The 16,490-nt window shown below is 57.6% G+C and carries 15 protein-coding genes and 2 pseudogenes; 10 read left to right on the forward strand and 7 right to left on the reverse strand.

Annotated elements, in window-relative coordinates:
- The first annotated feature begins 3 nt into the window (after positions 1 to 3).
- The 4 genes from GC127_RS20615 to GC127_RS20630 are packed head-to-tail and all read left to right on the forward strand — an operon-like array spanning position 4 to position 5,273.
- Positions 4 to 1,512: a restriction endonuclease subunit S gene (locus GC127_RS20615; RefSeq protein ID WP_199861294.1), complete on the forward strand. Its 1,509-nt coding sequence runs from the start codon at positions 4 to 6 to the stop codon at positions 1,510 to 1,512.
- On the forward strand, positions 1,505 to 1,963 hold the full coding sequence (locus GC127_RS20620) for a hypothetical protein (RefSeq protein WP_151979458.1): 459 nt from the start codon (positions 1,505 to 1,507) through the stop codon (positions 1,961 to 1,963). The genes GC127_RS20615 and GC127_RS20620 overlap by 8 nt, the downstream gene beginning before the upstream one ends.
- A complete protein-coding gene (locus tag GC127_RS20625; protein ID WP_151979459.1) occupies positions 1,960 to 3,804 on the forward strand; it encodes a DUF262 domain-containing protein in 1,845 nt (614 codons plus the stop codon). The genes GC127_RS20620 and GC127_RS20625 overlap by 4 nt, the downstream gene beginning before the upstream one ends.
- Positions 3,801 to 5,273: a class I SAM-dependent DNA methyltransferase gene (locus GC127_RS20630; protein ID WP_151979460.1), complete on the forward strand. Its 1,473-nt coding sequence runs from the start codon at positions 3,801 to 3,803 to the stop codon at positions 5,271 to 5,273. The genes GC127_RS20625 and GC127_RS20630 overlap by 4 nt, the downstream gene beginning before the upstream one ends.
- Positions 5,274 to 5,398: 125 nt before the next feature.
- On the opposite strand, the pseudogene GC127_RS20635 reads toward GC127_RS20630, so the two are convergent.
- Positions 5,399 to 5,971, reverse strand: a pseudogene (locus tag GC127_RS20635) (IS66 family transposase); the annotation flags it as partial.
- A gap of 101 nt (positions 5,972 to 6,072) precedes the next feature.
- Between GC127_RS20635 and GC127_RS20640 the strand changes: the two are divergent.
- From GC127_RS20640 to GC127_RS20650, 3 genes and pseudogenes are all read left to right on the forward strand, one after another.
- Positions 6,073 to 6,453, forward strand: coding sequence for a transposase (locus GC127_RS20640; protein ID WP_151979461.1), 381 nt, complete (start codon positions 6,073 to 6,075; stop codon positions 6,451 to 6,453).
- Positions 6,450 to 6,797 (forward strand): IS66 family insertion sequence element accessory protein TnpB, encoded by a 348-nt coding sequence (gene tnpB / locus GC127_RS20645; protein WP_151979462.1) that lies wholly within the window; start codon positions 6,450 to 6,452, stop codon positions 6,795 to 6,797. The genes GC127_RS20640 and tnpB (GC127_RS20645) overlap by 4 nt, the downstream gene beginning before the upstream one ends.
- Positions 6,798 to 6,859: 62 nt before the next feature.
- Positions 6,860 to 8,497: pseudogene (locus GC127_RS20650) on the forward strand (IS66 family transposase).
- Here the strand turns inward: GC127_RS20650 and GC127_RS20655 are convergent.
- The 3 genes from GC127_RS20655 to GC127_RS20665 form a co-directional block, all read right to left on the reverse strand.
- Complete coding sequence (locus tag GC127_RS20655) at positions 8,424 to 9,419, reverse strand: IS66 family transposase (protein ID WP_254700213.1); 996 nt, start codon at positions 9,417 to 9,419, stop codon at positions 8,424 to 8,426. The pseudogene GC127_RS20650 and the gene GC127_RS20655 overlap by 74 nt on opposite strands.
- A gap of 141 nt (positions 9,420 to 9,560) precedes the next feature.
- On the reverse strand, positions 9,561 to 9,908 hold the full coding sequence (tnpB, locus tag GC127_RS20660; protein WP_071675879.1) for an IS66 family insertion sequence element accessory protein TnpB: 348 nt from the start codon (positions 9,906 to 9,908) through the stop codon (positions 9,561 to 9,563).
- Positions 9,905 to 10,300: a transposase gene (locus GC127_RS20665; protein WP_151979463.1), complete on the reverse strand. Its 396-nt coding sequence runs from the start codon at positions 10,298 to 10,300 to the stop codon at positions 9,905 to 9,907. Before GC127_RS20665 ends, tnpB (GC127_RS20660) begins: the two co-directional genes overlap by 4 nt.
- 533 nt (positions 10,301 to 10,833) lie before the next feature.
- Here GC127_RS20665 and GC127_RS20670 point away from each other — a divergent pair.
- Together GC127_RS20670 and GC127_RS20675 are read left to right on the forward strand one after the other, a co-directional pair.
- Positions 10,834 to 11,148, forward strand: coding sequence for a hypothetical protein (locus GC127_RS20670; protein ID WP_151979464.1), 315 nt, complete (start codon positions 10,834 to 10,836; stop codon positions 11,146 to 11,148).
- The gene (locus GC127_RS20675; RefSeq protein WP_151979465.1) at positions 11,133 to 12,590 is read left to right on the forward strand and encodes a hypothetical protein; all 1,458 of its coding nucleotides are present in this window, start codon (positions 11,133 to 11,135) and stop codon (positions 12,588 to 12,590) included. Before GC127_RS20670 ends, GC127_RS20675 begins: the two co-directional genes overlap by 16 nt.
- 72 nt (positions 12,591 to 12,662) lie before the next feature.
- On the opposite strand, the gene GC127_RS20680 is transcribed toward GC127_RS20675, so the two are convergent.
- From GC127_RS20680 to GC127_RS20690, 3 genes are all read right to left on the reverse strand, one after another.
- Complete coding sequence (locus GC127_RS20680) at positions 12,663 to 14,036, reverse strand: hypothetical protein (RefSeq protein WP_151979466.1); 1,374 nt, start codon at positions 14,034 to 14,036, stop codon at positions 12,663 to 12,665.
- Positions 14,037 to 14,150: 114 nt separating this feature from the next.
- Entirely contained in the window at positions 14,151 to 14,720 is a 570-nt protein-coding gene (locus tag GC127_RS20685; RefSeq protein ID WP_151979467.1) for a hypothetical protein, read from the reverse strand.
- 129 nt (positions 14,721 to 14,849) lie between these two features.
- Positions 14,850 to 15,446, reverse strand: coding sequence for a hypothetical protein (locus GC127_RS20690; RefSeq protein WP_151979468.1), 597 nt, complete (start codon positions 15,444 to 15,446; stop codon positions 14,850 to 14,852).
- Between the two features lie 317 nt (positions 15,447 to 15,763).
- On the opposite strand from GC127_RS20690, the gene GC127_RS20695 reads away from it, so the two are divergent.
- Positions 15,764 to 16,174, forward strand: coding sequence for a response regulator transcription factor (locus GC127_RS20695; RefSeq protein WP_199861295.1), 411 nt, complete (start codon positions 15,764 to 15,766; stop codon positions 16,172 to 16,174).
- Positions 16,175 to 16,490 lie beyond the last annotated feature (316 nt).

The following is a 16,490-nucleotide window of genomic DNA, read 5'->3' on the forward strand; positions in this document are numbered from 1 at the left end:
CCAATGGGTTGGGTGAAAGGCCCTTTTTCTGAATTCATTCAGCCAAGAGGCGAAAAAGCAGCCCCTTCTGACCATTCAGACCTAAAGTTCATCGGCATGGACCACGTTGAACCGCACACGATGCGCATCATTGGCTCGGTGCCAGCATCGGAAATGAAAAGCAGCGCTGCCCGCTTTTACAAACATGATGTTTTGTATGGGCGTCTCCGGCCGTATTTGAACAAAGTCGCTCAGCCCAAATTTGATGGCCTAGCATCGGCTGAGTTTATCGTTTTTGGCGGTAATGAATTGGTTGACGCTTCTTTCTTGCGTTATCGTCTCAATTCGAGAGACTTCGTTAATTTTGCGAACCACTTAAACGAGGGCGACCGTCCTCGCGTCAGTTTCGATCAGTTCGGGAACTACGAATTACTTATTCCCCCTCTCAACGAACAACGCCGCATCGTTGAAAAGATCGAGGCGATGTTCGAGAGGATCGACAAGGGGGGCGAGAGCCTGCGCGCGGCCAAGGCCACGCTGGCGCTTTACCGCCAATCCCTGCTCAAATCCGCCTTTGAAGGCCGCCTGACCGCCGACTGGCGCGCGCAGAACGCAGACAGCCTCGACGACCCCAAAACCCTGCTGGCCCGCATCCAACACGAACGCGACACCCGCTACAAAGCCGCCTTTGAGGACTGGCAAACCGCCCTCACCGAATGGCGCGACGGCGGCGAGAAAGGCAAGAAGCCCACGAAGCCGAAGCGGGCGCCGGAAATTCGTTTCGAGAATGGCGAAGTTGACGCAAGGAACTGGGGAAAATTTCCCCTCGATGTATTGATCAGCGAAATGAACCAAGGTTGGAGCCCGAAGTGCAATGGCAACGACTCGATAGGCCCCGAAGATTGGACCATCGTCAAGACAACAGCAGTGCAACATCGAAAATACAGCGATACGGCGCTTAAGCGACTTCCAAAAAATCTAAAGCCAAGGCCCGAAATCGAAATTCAAGCAGGCGACTTCTTGATGACAAGAAAAGGGCCACGAGTTCGCACAGGTGTAGTGTGCCTCGTCCGCAAGACGCGCGCTCGAATAATGCTCTGCGACACTGTCTATCGGTTTCGTTGTGATGATCATCTGATTTATCCGCCATTGCTTGAGTATGCGCTGAATTCGCCAGATACTCTTAGGGAAATAGACGCTTTGAAAGCGGGGATCTCAGAAAGTGGGATTTCCTTGAATCATGGAAAAGTGAGATCAGTTCGCGTTTCATTTCCCTTTGATCGTGCCGAACAAGCCGAAATCACCCGCATCCTCGACGCCCGCCTCGACGCCGCCGACAAGATGGAAGCCGAGATCGACGCCACCCTCACCCGCGCCGATGCCCTGCGCCAATCCATCCTGAAACAGGCCTTCGCCGGCAAGCTTGTCCCCCAAGACCCCACGGATGAACCCGCCGCCACCCACCTCGCCCGCATCAGGGCGGAGCGGGCACAGGCCCCAAGGGCCAGAAAGCAGAACGTGGCGCATGAATAATTTTCAACGCGGCGGCGCGAATAGCAACACCCAGGTCGGACGGGACTTTGAATTGCGGGCCATGAGAATTCTGGCGGCACATGGGCTTACGCTGGAACTCAACCACAAGGTTCCCTGCGGCTTAGGAAACCTGAAAAAAGACCACGCCTTTGACCTCGGATCGGACACACCGCGCATCATTGTCGAATGCAAATCACAAACATGGACGTCCGGGGGCAATATCCCCAGTGCCAAAATGAAAAACTGGGCCGAAGCCATGTTCTATTTCCATATGGCACCCCCAGACTACAGGAAGATTTTCTTTGTCGAGCGAAGTCTTCGTGCAGGCTATTCGGAGAGCCTTTTGGACTACTTTCGCCGCACACAGGCCCATATGATTCCCCACGATGTCGAGTTCTGGGAACTCGAGCGTGACAGTGACGCAATTGTTAAACCCGAGGACCAAGCATGAGCACATTTGACAGCACGAAACTCCCCCTGCCGCAGGTTCTGGCCGATATCACGTCGGGCGTCATCCAGCTGCCGGATTTCCAGCGCGGCTGGGTCTGGGACGACGAGCATGTCAAATCCCTGCTGATTAGTATCGCGCGGTCCTTTCCCGTGGGCGCAGTCATGATGCTGGACACGGGCGGCGAGGTGCGGTTTCAGGTCCGCCCCGTCGAGAACGTGACCTTCAAAGACAAGGTGCCGGAACCCGAACGCCTCATCCTCGACGGACAGCAGCGCCTGACGTCGTTGACGCAGGTTCTGGCACTGAACAAACCTGTGCAGACGTTCAACGAAAAAGGCAAGGCGATCAGCCGCCACTACTACATTGACATCGCGACCGCGCTTGAAGACGACCGTCTGGAAGAGGCGTTCATCTCTGTTCCGGCTGACAAGAAGAAGAAAAGCAACTTTGACCGTGACATCGACCTCGACCTCTCGACGACCGAGCTTGAGGTGAAGAATTTTCATTTCCCGTGTTCGGAAATACTCAGTTCAGACTCCTGGGAGGAAGCTCTCCACGAACATGCGCCCGAGAAGTTCAGCGACTTCATGGCATTTCGCAAAAAGGTCCTGACGGCATTCCGAAGCTACCAGTTGCCCGCGATTACATTGGGCAAGGCCACGTCGAAAGAAGCGGTTTGCCTGGTATTTGAAAAAGTAAATACTGGCGGCGTTCCCCTCTCCGTGTTCGAACTGGTCACCGCGACGTTCGCCGCTGATGGCTTCAACCTTCGGGATGATTGGTTCGGCAGCAAACAGCGGGGTGTGACAGGCCGTTTGTCGCGTCTGAGCAAGGAGCCGATCCTGAAAGGCATTGCGGCCGCCGATTTCCTGCAAGCGATCTCAATCCTAAAAAGCTCGGCCATGCGCAAGGTGGACATCGCCGCCGGGAAGAAGGGGAAAGCCGTGTCCGCCGTCAGTGCAAAACGTGCAACCGTCCTTTCGTTGACGCTGGACGACTACCAGAAATGGGCCCCAGAGGTCGAAGAAGGCTTTTTGCTTGTCGCAAAATTTATGCGCAAACAATGCTTCTTTAGCGGTCGTGAGCTACCGTATCGCACGCAGCTGGTGCCCCTCGCAGCCGTAATGTCCCAGATCCAGGAACGCTGGTTGGAACCGAGGGTCTATGACCGTTTGTCCAGGTGGTTCTGGTGCGGTGTTCTGGGTGAACTGTATGGCGGTGCCGTCGAGACGCGCATTGCGAACGATTTCGAAGAACTGATGCCGTGGATCACGAGTGATGACGCCGATGACGAATACGAAAATCTGAACGGTTTGCCCCGCACGATTGGCGAGGCCGCGTTTCAGGAAAGCCGTTTGGATACCCTTAGGTCCAGGAACAGCGCAGCCTACAAGGGGCTGAACGTGCTCGTCCTGCGCCAGGGCGCGCATGATTTCTTTTGGAAAGCGTCGATACAGGAACTGGATCACGAAGATATAGCACTCGACATCCACCACATTTTTCCCCGCGCCTGGTGCGAAGATCAAGAGATAAAGGAAAACGTCTACAACTCGATCGTCAACAAGACGCCGATCTCATACAAGGCCAACAGGATGATCGGTCGCAAGGCGCCGTCGACGTATCTGAGTGACCTGCAAAACCATAAGCAGGTTTCACTGTCCGATGATGAGATGAACGCTATCCTGCTCAGTCACTATATTCCGGTCGAAATGCTTCGCGCCGATGACTTCGATGCGTTCTACAAGGGCCGTAAGGCCAAGCTGATCGAGATTGTTGAAAGCGTCATGGGCAAGTCAGCCCAACGAGATCAATCCGGCGCGAGTTACGAGGTTGAAGCATGAGCACCGCCCCCATCGTCTCCAAGGTCTGGAGTTTCTGCACCACCCTGCGCGATGACGGGGTGGGATATGGCGACTATCTGGAACAGCTGACCTATCTGATCTTCCTCAAGATGGCCGATGAATACGCGCGGCCCCCCTATGATCGTGATATCGGGATACCGGAAGGGTTCGACTGGACCTCGCTGACCACGCGGCGCGGGGCCGACCTTGAGGCGCATTATGTCGCCCTGCTGCGCAAGCTGGGCGAACAGCGCGGGATGCTCGGGCAGATCTTTACCAAATCCCAGAACAAGATCACCGATCCGGCCAAGCTCTTCCGGCTGATCGACATGGTGGACAGCACGAAATGGGTGCAGCTCGGGTCCGATGTGAAAGGTGACATTTACGAGGGCCTGCTGGAGCGGAATGCCGAGGACACGAAATCGGGCGCTGGCCAGTATTTCACCCCGCGCGCCCTGATCAGTGCGATGGTGGACTGCATGCGCCCCGCCCCCGGTCAGACCATCGCCGATCCGGCCTGCGGCACCGGCGGGTTCTTTCTGGCCGCCAATGACTATCTGACCGATCCCGATCACTATGCGCTCGACAAGGATCAGAAAGCCTTTCTCAAGCACCAGACGTTCTTTGGCAACGAGATCGTGGCGGGCACGCGCCGCCTGTGCCTGATGAACATGTTTTTGCATGGCATCGGCGAGATGACCGGCGACAGCCTTGTGTCGCCCGCCGACGCGCTGATCTCGGCCCCGTCACGAGGCGTCGACATCGTGCTGGCGAACCCGCCCTTCGGCAAGAAAAGTTCCATGAGCTTTACCAATGCCGAAGGCGCGCAAGAGACCGAGGACCTGACCTATAACCGACAGGATTTCTGGGCGACGACCTCGAACAAACAGTTGAATTTCGTCCAGCACATTCGCGCCATGCTCAAGACGACGGGCCGCGCGGGGGTGGTCGTGCCGGACAACGTATTGTTCGAAGGCGGCGCCGGTGAGGTGATCCGGCGCAAGCTTTTGCAGAACACCGACCTGCACACGATCCTGCGGCTGCCGACCGGAATTTTCTATGCCCAAGGCGTCAAGGCGAACGTGATCTTTTTCGACAACCGCCCCGCCAGCCCCGATCCGCAGACCGCTGAGGTCTGGTTCTATGACTATCGCACGAATATTCACCATACCCTGAAACAAAAGCCGCTCACCCATGCGCATCTTGACGATTTCGTCCGGTGCTACAATCCCGAGAACCGGCACCTGCGCACAGCGACCTGGAGCGACGAGACCCCCGACGGACGCTGGCGCGCGTTCTCTCGCGAAGAGCTGTTGGAGCGTGACAAGGCCAGCCTTGACCTGTTCTGGCTCAAGGACGCAACCATGACCGACCTCGACAACCTGCCTGAACCAGAGGTCCTGATGTCAGAAATAATGGAAAACCTTGAAGCCGCCATTGAACAGTTTTCCGCGGCAAATCGGGTTTAATTCCGCGGCAATTTCCCGAGTTTTTCGAGAACGCACAAAAGATGCCCATCCGTATCTGTATCCGGGCGGCGGAACGTTCTGAACGTGCCAGAGTTTCAGGGTAAGCGTCCGGTTGAGCCGCGTTGTCAGGCGTTTTCGGCCTGCCAGTTCCAGGGCATGAGTTCGTCGATGCGATTGATCTTGTGATCAGGCAGGCGCTGGAGGACCCATGTGAGCCACGCTTCGGGGTCGACGCCGTTCATCTTGGCGGTCTCGATGAGCGTGTAGGCGATGGCGGCCGCTTTTCCGCCCCCGATTGACCCCATGAACAGGTAATTCTTGCGGCCAAGGGCAATAGGTCTGATCGACCGCTCGCAGGTATTGTTGTCCAGCTCGAGATGCCCGTCGCTGAGATAGCCGCGCGCCTTGGGCATGCGGTTCAGGGCATAGCGGATGGCTTGTGCCAGTTTGGTTTTGCCAGAGATCTTGCGCAGCTGTGCCTGCAGCCAGAGTTCCAACGCGTCGAAGACGGGCTTGGCCTTGGCCTGCCGCAGGGCCACGCGCTCTTCGGGGGATTTCCCCCGTGCCTCCTTCTCCACAGCGTAAAGCTGCGCAATCTGTTTGATCGCCTGTTGGGCAATGGGTGAGCCAGTGCGCTCGACCTCGTCGGCGAACTTGCGGCGCACATGGACGATGCAGGCTTGCTCATCGGCTTTGCCTTGTAACCGCGCCATTGGCACCGCCTGCCTGACCTTTGCGTCCTGCTCTAAGACACGTGTTTAGCGACGTCGCTTGCGACGTGTCTTATGGGGGATCAGCGATGCGGGGCGAAATTCTGGGGATTGAGCGGCGGCGACTTTGGCGTGATGAGGACAAGCTCGAGATTGTCCTGTCGGTTGGGATTGGCGGGGCGACAGTGACGCAGGTTGCGCAACGCCATGAGGTGACGCGGCAGCAGATCTACAAATGGCGGCATGAGCTGAAGAAGAAGGGTCTGTGGTCGCCTGATACCGGGGCGCTTTTCTTTCCGTTGGACATGCCAGTGACGTCTGGAGTGCCGGTGGCGCAGCCACCGGCTGCTGAGGCGCTTCCAGCGACCGCGGTTGAATTGCGCCTGCGGGGTGGGCGTAGTTTGCACTTTTACAGCACTGTGGACCCGGCAGCGCTGACCTCCCTGATCCGCGTGGTGGACGCCGCATGATCGGGCCTGGGACTGGCGTGCGTGTGTATCTGGCCTGCGGTGTCACGGACATGCGCAAGGGGATCGCGGGGCTGGCGGCATTGGCGCAAGACGTCCTGCATCAGAAGCCCGCCAGTGGCGCAGTGTTTGCATTCCGTGGGCGCCGGGGGGACCGGATCAAGTTGCTCTATTGGGATGGCCAGGGGTTTTGCCTCTACTACAAGGTGCTTGAGCGCGGACGCTTTCCTTGGCCGAGTGCTGCGAATGGGTCGATACGGCTGACCTCTGCGCAGCTTGCGATGCTGTGGGAAGGGATCGATTGGCGGCGTCCCGATTGGGGCGTTCCGCCTGCGCGTGTCGGATGATTTTGCGCGCCCATTAGCGTTATTTATATGGTGCTTTGGCCTGACTTTTGGTAGTCAGTTGCATGTCAATTATTGTCGAAAATCTGCCTGATGATCCCGCCGAATTGAGGGCCATGATCGCAGTTTTGCAGGCGGAAAATGCCCGGATCGAGGCTGAGAATGTCAAGATATCGGCCGCGTTGCGGGTGCATGACCAACTGGTTCAGGCGCTGCGTTTGCGGATCGCCAAACTCCAGAAACTGGCCTTCGGCAAGTCCTCGGAGAAGATCGAACGCGAGATCGAGCAGTTGGAACTGGCACTCGAAGACCTGCTGGTAGCGGTGGCTGAGGAAGATGATGCGCCCATCGACGAAGGGCGGGATGAACCGTCACCGGAAGCTGCCGATGCACCCGCTTTGCGCCGCCGCCCACGTGTCTCGGATACGACCCCGCGCGAGCGGCGTGAACTGGACCCCGGCACATGCTGCCCTGACTGCGGCGGCGACCTGCGCGTGGTAGGCGAGGATGTCAGCGAATTGCTGGACATGATCGCCGCCCAAATGAAGGTGATCCAGATCGCCCGGATCAAGAAATCCTGCCGCCGCTGCGAACGGATGGTGCAGGAGTCGGCCCCCAGTCGTCCGATCCCGGGCAGCATGGCGGGGCCGAACCTGCTGGCCCATGTGCTGGTCTCCAAATTTGACGATCACCTGCCTTTGTATCGCCAGCACGAGATCTTCGCGCGTATGGGGGCCGACATCCCCGAAAGCACGCTTGTCGGTTGGTGTGGCCGTGCCATGAAGACCCTGTCGCCACTGATCGAACGGATCGAGGCGGACATCATGGCCAGCGACTTGTTGCACGCAGATGACACGCCGATCCGGGTGCTGGACCGGTCATTGCGCGACAAGGGGCTTGGCCGCGGGGTCAAACAAGGCCGGATCTGGGCCTATGTGCGCGATCAACGCCCTTGGGTGGGGGCATCGCCACCGGGTGCCGTCTACCGGTTCGCGCCAGACTGGAAGGAAGAGCATGTCCTCAGCCATCTGGCCAACGCCCGTGGCATCCTCCAAGCGGACGGCTACAAGGGCTATGCCAAGCTTTATAAGCCTGACCCCGATGGCTAGCCGCGTTTGCGCGAGGCCGCCTGTTGGGCCCACCTGCGGCGCGACTTCCATGACTTCTGGACCTCGACCAAGTCCGAGATCGCCCGCGAGGCGCTCGACCGGATCGGCAAGCTCTACGACATCGAGCGCGACATCAACGGCCAGTCTGCTGACCTCCGCCATGCGGCGCGGCAAAAGCTGAGCCGACCAAAGGTCGAGGCCTTCTTTGCCTGGTCCGAACAGCAGCTCCTGCGCATTCCAGGCAAAAGCGATGTGGCCAAAGCCTTCCGCTATGGCCTCAGTCGGCAGGAGGCCTTCAGCCTGTTCCTGACCGACGGTCGCGTGGCCATCGACAACAACCCCGCCGAGCGCGCCCTGCGCCCGATTGGAATCGGACGGAAAAATTGGTTATTTGCAGGGGCCGACACCGGTGCGGAAACCCTGTCCCGCGCCATGACCATCATCGAGACCGCTAAACTTAACGGCCTCGACCCGCTGGCATATCTCGCTGACATCCTCGACCGCATCCATGATCACAAGATCAACCGGCTGGATGAACTGCTGCCCTGGCATTGGGCACCACTGGTATCTGTGACGGACAGTCAAGCCGCATAACCTGCGGTATCAACGGGGCGCTTACTTTGCCTTTGCCGAACAGGCCATTGAACCCGGCGAAGCCATCGGCATGGACCGTGCCGGTATAGCCTGCAAGATGGTTGGCGGGGTGCTCGCCCTTCCGATCGACGCTGAACTGATACCAGGCGCAGGGGGGTGCTGCCCCGCACCACGGGCGTTCGTCCCGGACATAACTCCAGAGCCGGGCCGTTTTGGTCTTCGTTGTGTTGGCGCGCACCTGCAGTTTTACGGGGGTGTCGTCCGCAAACAGGGCGGGTCCCGCCCGGACCAGTTTGCCAATATGCTCGCCCAGAGGCTCCAGCAAGGCGGTTGTGCGCCCGACCCAATCGCTCAGCGTGGAGCGGTGCAAGTCCACCCCTTCACGGGCGTAGATCCTGGATTGCCGCTCAAGCGGCAGGTGATCACAATATTTGCCAACCAGCATGTGCGCCACGAGGCCGGGACCGGGCCGTCCGCGCTCGATCAGGCGGGACGGCAGCGGGGCCTGGGCGAAGGCTTCACAGCAGGTGCAGGCCATGCGGGGGCGGATGAACCGGCGCACCACGAAGTGCCCCGGGATGTAATCGAGCTCTTCGGTCACGTCCTCGCCCACCTGGCGCAGGGCGCCGCCGCAGTCGTGGCATGCCTCGCCCGGCGACAGGACCTCATCTTCCCGATCCAGATGATCTGGCAGCGGCTTGCGGCTGTGCTGGCGTTTGTTGTTTGGGGCCTCATCGTCACTGGGTGGCTGCCCGGTGTGTTGATCCTTTGCGGCCTGCGCGATCTCATCGTCTTCCGACAGATCCAGCGCCAGCTGATCCATCGCCTCTGACTTCGCCCCGAAGCGCGCCTTGCGATGGCCATGAAGTTCGGCCTTCAGCTTCTCGATCTGATAGGCTTGGGACTGGATATGCTGCAGCATTTGCGCGCTGACAGAGCGCAGCTCATCAGGGTCTTCGGGCAGGGATTTGAAGGCCTCCAGCATGGCATAATTTATACCGGATCGCCTCTTAAGAGGGAACGCAAAACTGCGCTAAATCCCATGTTTTATTGATGATTCATGTCACCCGGCGACCAGCGGTCGCCAGGTTTTTTGTGGGGTCCGCCAGTCGATCCCTTCCAGTAGCATCGATAGTTGTGATGGGCTCAGGCTGATCTTGCCTTCCTTGGCAGCAGGCCAGACAAACCGGCCCCGTTCCAAGCGCTTTGTAAACAGGCAGGCCCCTTGGCTATCCCACCAGATGATCTTCAAAAGGTCACCCCGGCGACCACGGAAGACGAACATGTGGCCCGAATATGGATCCTCGGCCAAAACCTGTTCGGCCTGTGCCGCCAGCGTATTGAAACCGCGTCGCATGTCCGTGACGCCGGCCGCCAGCCATACCCGCGTGTTGCTCGGCACCGGGATCATCGCGCCAGTCCCGAGACCATCGCCACGATCGCTGACAGCGCAGTCGGACCCTCCACCAATATCCGCCGACCATCCGACAACGTGATGTCCACGCGCTGCGCGGTGACGGAACCTGTCGAAGGGGTGGGCGCAATGGGTGCCGTTGGAGCGGGGGCTATGCCCGCAATCTCGATTGGAAGAAACGTTGCATCCTCAGGCACCGACAAATCCGCAACGTGCTCCTCGGATACAAACCGAGGATCGCGGAGCCACTTGTGGATCAGGTTGGTGTTCATTGCGTAGCGCCGAGCAACCTGCGCAACCGAGACCCCGGAAACCCGCGCCTGAGCGCAAATCGTGCGCTTCTCCTCGTCCGACCAAACCCGCTTCTTCTGGCCCTTCTTGCCCGCCATAACCAACCTCAAGATGTCCACTATCGATGGTGGACATCTAGCAGGCACTCCATCACTCCGTCAGAGCGGGGACACCGGACGCTTACGTTTCAGGCAAGCCCAACGCATTTTAATTTTCCCGTAATCGGTCACTCCGAAAATCAAAAAACTGAAAAAACGGGCCCCCGCTTTAGGTTCTTGTCGCGGCAAGACAATTTGAGGGTAGTTGGTAAAAAGTAACTGCTATCTGCCGCCCCACTCGGACAGGAATGCCAGAAACTTCCAGAGATGACCCTGACTCTCGGACTGGAGGTCAAGACTCAGAGGTTATCCACAGAATAGCGACCTGTCCCCCGCGATACTCCAATATCGCCCGATGACATACGTTTCATTTTCCTTATGTCAGAGGCATCAAGGTGGAAGTTAAGCACACGGGAAAACGCTCAGCAAGGCGATGTTCGGGACAAACGAAACAATAATCAGGCTGATCCTACGCGCAAGAAGTTCACCGTCACTTTGGGCGGAGAAAGCCAATGGCGAAAAGAACAGAAGACATGAAGTTCAAGGTGTCCGACACCGAGAAGACCACGATCGAACTCAAATCTGAACTGGCGCGATACAACACGCGAGCGTCCTATTTGCGCGATTGCGCACTGCTGGGCGCACCAGTGCATTTGTCCGAAATCGCCCTTCGTATCGGTCAGCTGTCACTTCTATGCAATGAGGTGCTGTGCGAGGCGGAGGAAGACAACTTTCGCAAACGTCGTCTGACAGGGCCCGCAGAAAAGAAGGTCATCAAGAAGATCATGGCGACGTGCGATGCGGTCACGCAAGAATTGCGGGAGATGACCTCGTGCGCCCATATCTGAACTGGCACGGCGATCCTGACAAGCTGAACCGCTACATCAACAAGGCGGATGCCGAACCCATTGGCGGAACGATCCCGAACTTCGGAAGCCGCGATCTATTTCAACGTTTCCGTGCGCTCATGGTTGACGATCCGCGGCCTGAGCCGGTTTTGCATATGACCTTGTCTCTGCCCAAGAGCGTCAGGGTAACACGCAGCACGTGGCTTAAAATTATCAAGGCTGGCATGAAGGTCATCGGTCTTGATCCGGAGATGACGCCCTGGTTTTCAAAAAGGCATCGGGATACCGATTGCGACCATGTTCACACGGCCATCGTCCTCCGGGATTTCGCGGGTCGTCTTGTGAACGTGTCCGGATCAGAGAAAAAGGCAGAGGATGCCCACCGGTATCTTTGCGAAATGCTGGGCTTGCCTGCGCCTGAGTATTTTGACGAAACGGCCCCACCCCGACTTGATCCTATTACCCCAAAGCGCCGATTGCAGGAAGCCAACCATGCGGCACTGCATTGTGATCTGCAGAACATCTTCCGTGAACGACAGCCCGCAACGCTATCCGATTTGAATGACGCACTGGCAACACAGGCCGGCGGTTTTCAGGTTGAGATGGTGGCCAACCGGCACGACGTCCCGGCATTCAAGTTCACCAATTCAGAAGGTGCGATTTTCGGCGGCCTACTCGGAAAGGCCTGGGAACCGCGCCACTTGCAAAAGCGCCTTCAGTTCACAGACAAGCTTCGCCGTCTGCGCGACCGTATCGACCTCGACCAATTGCTTCAAATTTTCAAAACCCCAATCATGGAGACGATCGTTGCCAACATCATCAACAGACAAGACGCCCCTCGAACTTCCTGCGAACCTGCAGATCATTCGGGATCAGATAAATACGATGGACCGGCACGTCCTCGCTCTGCACGCCCTGCTGGATCTTTTGGATCGACCGGACAACCAACGGGAATCGCTGGGCGAGCTGATCGCCAACTTGCTGAAAGACCTGTCGGATCGTCAGGCACAGTATCAGGTGGAACTGACCAAGCTGTCCGCCCAGATGGAAAGCACGGAGAAACAGATCACGGAAGAAATGCGGATCACGCACGAGAACCAGCAGAAGCAAAATGTGAAGCTCGACCGGATCCTCAAGTTATTGAATCTGCCTCTGGATTGACCGTCGGGATGCTACTTGGCCGTGTCTGCAGGGTCGCGGCAGAACGGAAACCTGGCTGGCGCGTGAAATTTCTGGCGAAATCTATGAGGGTCGCGGTCAAATTTGCGGACCGCAGTGGCGTCGTCATTGACCAGCAGGCCACCAAGATCACGCAAGATGGAGAGGAAGCCCGGAAATTCGAGGCGGCTTATATGGCCGTCGTGGTGTCACCGGACAATGACTGGGAAAAGGAAAAGGAAAAGGACGCGGAAGAAGACGTGGGCTTCACTCCCGAATTCTAGGGGTTTGTTCACGAACGTAAAAATGCCCCGCCGGACAGAAGGTCGGCGGGGCGATACTCGTGACACACGCAACTACTGAAGGACGAAGATGATCGGCATCCGTGCCTCGGCACCCTCGACTGCAAAGATCGCGATCTCTCGGTTGATCGCATTCACGCCCCTGGTATTTTCGAGCGGGTCGTAGAACGGGGTGACATCTTTCGTTGCCCCTGCCCCCGCCGCATACGCCTCGACTCCGCCATTTCCGCCAAACTGGACAGCGATGCCTTGTTTCACCTCTTTAGGATCATATCCGAGTTTCGCGGAGAAGCCGTCCAAGGCCTCAGCTGCGTCGCTACCGATGAAAGCCTCGACCGCCGCTTGAGCTGAATTCGTGCGCTCCATCTCGATTATGCCATAGGCACGGGTCAGAACATGGCCACCATCCGACGGCGAGAATTCGAGCACGGCACAGCGATCGTGGGTCTCAGGTGTATAGCAGGCAAGCCCCGGCCCGGTGCCCTTGATATCAACGGAATACGCGCTGTTCATGCCGGCCATCACGGAATCACTGCTGAATCCCGAGGTTGTCCTCCAGGGGCCGTCGACCTGCTGGAGGAAGACACGGAACGGGCGATCAGCAATGTGGGCCTCATCCGTCACAACCTGTCCGGCGTCATAGCGATAGGCGACCATCTTGCCCCTCGCAGTATAGGCGAAATCATCGCTGGCGACATATGGATAGGCCTCAGACAACAAGTCCTTTGCCTCAATCCACGACGTCCCCAAAGCGGGTATACCTGAAGCCTCGATTATCCGCGCACGTGCAGCTGTCACAAGATCCGCAGAAACCTCATCGGAGAGCGGGGCATCTTCAGTCGCGGTAAATTCGGCGAGTGGGAGGCCGTCTTGGGCGAAATAGGCAACCTTTGTGACAAAACCGTCGTAGGCATTTGGCCGCGTTGTCGATTTCTGGAAGTTGGACATGGTCACTTCCGCCGCCACTGCCTGCTGCCCGATCCGCTCGCGAAGCGCCCGGCCTTCCTCGGTCGTTGCCGGAAAAATGTTGAAATCTGACCAATTCCGAAAGAACAACTGATTGAAGTCATACTTCATGTGCATGTTCTGCGAGAAGATGCTCACGGGAAATCCGCTTTTCTCGACGCTATAATCGCCCAGATTCGCGCGGATCGAAATGGTGACCACTGCATTTGCGACGTCGATATCCGCCTGTTCTCCCTGCAAGCGGGCAATCACCTCCTGAAGCACCGCTGCTCGATCAAACTCGTCCGCAGAAAGATAGGCGGGGTCTCGTCTTGCAAGCGACTCATAATCAGGCGTCACGCCGTCGACGGCCTGAAAGAACGTGCCCCACCAGGGCCTGTCGGGATTCAGGTAAGTCTCGGCCATCGCGGGTGACCAAAAGGCGAGGCCAAGCCCCAATGCCAGTGTGAATGTCTTGTTCATAGATCGATCCTCTCATCGGGAAATTGAAATAGGGCGGCAATCGCCGCGTTCGCGGTGCCTTCCTTGCCATTTGGATTTTCGAGAAGTTTCCTGCACCACCACGCCGCGCGTGATTTATTCCTTTGTCAGCAGGTCAAAAATCGCGATGGCGCGGTCTTGCTTGAGGTTGCGAGCCAATGTGATCAGCTTTGCCCCATATCGGATCCGGACACGGAAGCGGCGTTTTGCCGAGGATCGGGAAATTGCCATGCTGGCACCCAGAGCGGCCGAGGTCGTCGCATTCGCCATCACGCCCATTGCCGCCATCGAAGCGCCCGCCACGCCGGTGCCGCCGACAATCATTGAGGGGCTTCCGGTGACCGAGATCGCGCTGTCCAAGGGGTTATCGATCAGTATCTCCGAAATCTTGTCGCGGTCATATTCGGTTCCGCCCTTCACGATACCGTCTTTCGTCAGCGTGAATGTCTGGCGCTGGAACGTCAGGTAAATCAGATACCCAATCCCCGATATCAGCACCAACGGGATGAACCAAAAAGGGGAAAAGAAAAGCATTGAGGGCCAGATCAAAACGATCGGAAGGACAACATATGCGGCCCATGACACCCCATCGCCGCTAAAGCTAACGACCGACTGGTCGCCGTCGGGAATGAGATCGTAGCCTTGGGTAAATGTTGCTTTCTTCATACGCGGAACTCCACTGGCAAAGGGATTTCAAGCTTCTCAGCCGCGCAGGAACACGCCACCGGTCAGACCTGCAATTGGGATTATCGGGACATCTCGGAGGAACCGAACGGCCTGGATTTCGGCAACCATCTATTCCCGACGGCACTCAAAAGTGTCGCCGCTGGCCGGTGAATGCCAGACCAGCCGGTCCGCCGTCACATCGAAAAGGGCGAAACGATATCCATCTTCCAGCGTGACCCCGAATGCATCATCCGCAATCCGTTCGATGCCTTGGACAGCCGCAGCCGGAGCGGAGGAATTCTTGTATGTTCGATCATCCAGCGTGAACCCCATGATCTCGCAATCCCATGAGCCCATCGGCGAAACATCGGCACTCTGTTCTGCCGCCATGGCACAGATGCGCGCGCTGTCACTGGTCCAACAGGCCCCGTCGCGCCGCAGCGCGCCGAGCGGCGTGTGGGCACGGTTCACACCGGCAAACTCGTTCCAGTGCGCGGTCGCCCCACCGCCCTCAACATACACATAGGCAAAATAGTCGCCCGCGGTGTCCATGATCTTGAAGCTACCGTCGTCACTGGACAGGCGCTCGAAAGAGCAAGGTCCGTCTATGTAGGATTGCCCCCCGACCTCAAGCACACAGGTCGCGGGTTCGGCAGACGCGGGAAGCACTGATGCGGCGAAGCCAAGCCCCGACACCGCGCATAAAAAAGCGGAATAGAATTTCATGTCGGAACCTCATGCGAATGTCGTTTTGAATAACGTCGATATTTCATCACCTTGCCCGACCGAAAATACCTTCAAAAAGAGGTATCGCGTTTGCGTCCTCCTCAGCCGCGTGCGATATTGAAACCAGAGCACGGCAAAATCCGTGCTTCGGGGCGTGGAAACTCCGCAACACACGAGCCGGTCAAGTTCTCTTGGCCGGGTGGCCGTCACGTATGTCCAAGGCTCTGCCCAAAGGTGGCGGCGCCTCGTGCCGTGTGCGAGGTTTCCAACACCCGGCTGCTGAGCCGGGGCCTCTTCATCAAGTAAGGGGTGCCGTGATGTTTTACGATTTCAGATTTACAGATACCGCCACACCAAGCGCCTATGGGCGCCACACGAGAACAAATACCAAACCTTCTGTCAGCTGGTCATTCATACCTTGCGCAACAGCGCCTGTCCGGCACCACATGGCCGGTCCCGATGATGGCACTCCCCCTGGAAAACAGGACCGTCAAGTCGAACAGGTTGAAGAAGGACAGGAACCGGCCGCGCTATATCTCGCTCCCCGCGAACTCGAGGTTCTTCGATGGGCCGCCCAAGGGAAAACGACATGGGAAACAGCGAAACTCCTCGGGCTTTCAGAAGCAACAGTCGCGTTCTATGTGCGCCGCGCATGTTCACGTCTCGGTGTAAAATCCAAGATCCATGCCGTTGCCGTTTGCATCAGTTCCGGGCTTTTCCGGATCTGACGACACGTGACGACCGGCCTCCGCACCACTGAGATGAGTATCAAGGGGCCTAGTTGGACAATCACAAACAAATGCGGTCAGGATGCTGCACAGTTGTTCAGCTGAAAACGAAGGCCACCTTTTCCCACACAACCAGAGCCAAGCCGTTTTTTCAACAAGCCCCATAACTCAGCAGCGTAGCGTTACTAAATCTGTCATTAATGCTTGCCGCAGCAAGCTGAATGGTGCGTCGAAAGTGGCTCCTAGACATGTAAAAAGAATGATACATCCGAGGGAACGCAGTGAAAATCTGACACGACTTGTCCGAAATTAAATA

The sequence above is a fragment of the Roseovarius sp. EC-HK134 genome (genome assembly GCF_902498815.1).
Taxonomy (GTDB): domain Bacteria; phylum Pseudomonadota; class Alphaproteobacteria; order Rhodobacterales; family Rhodobacteraceae; genus Roseovarius; species Roseovarius mucosus_A.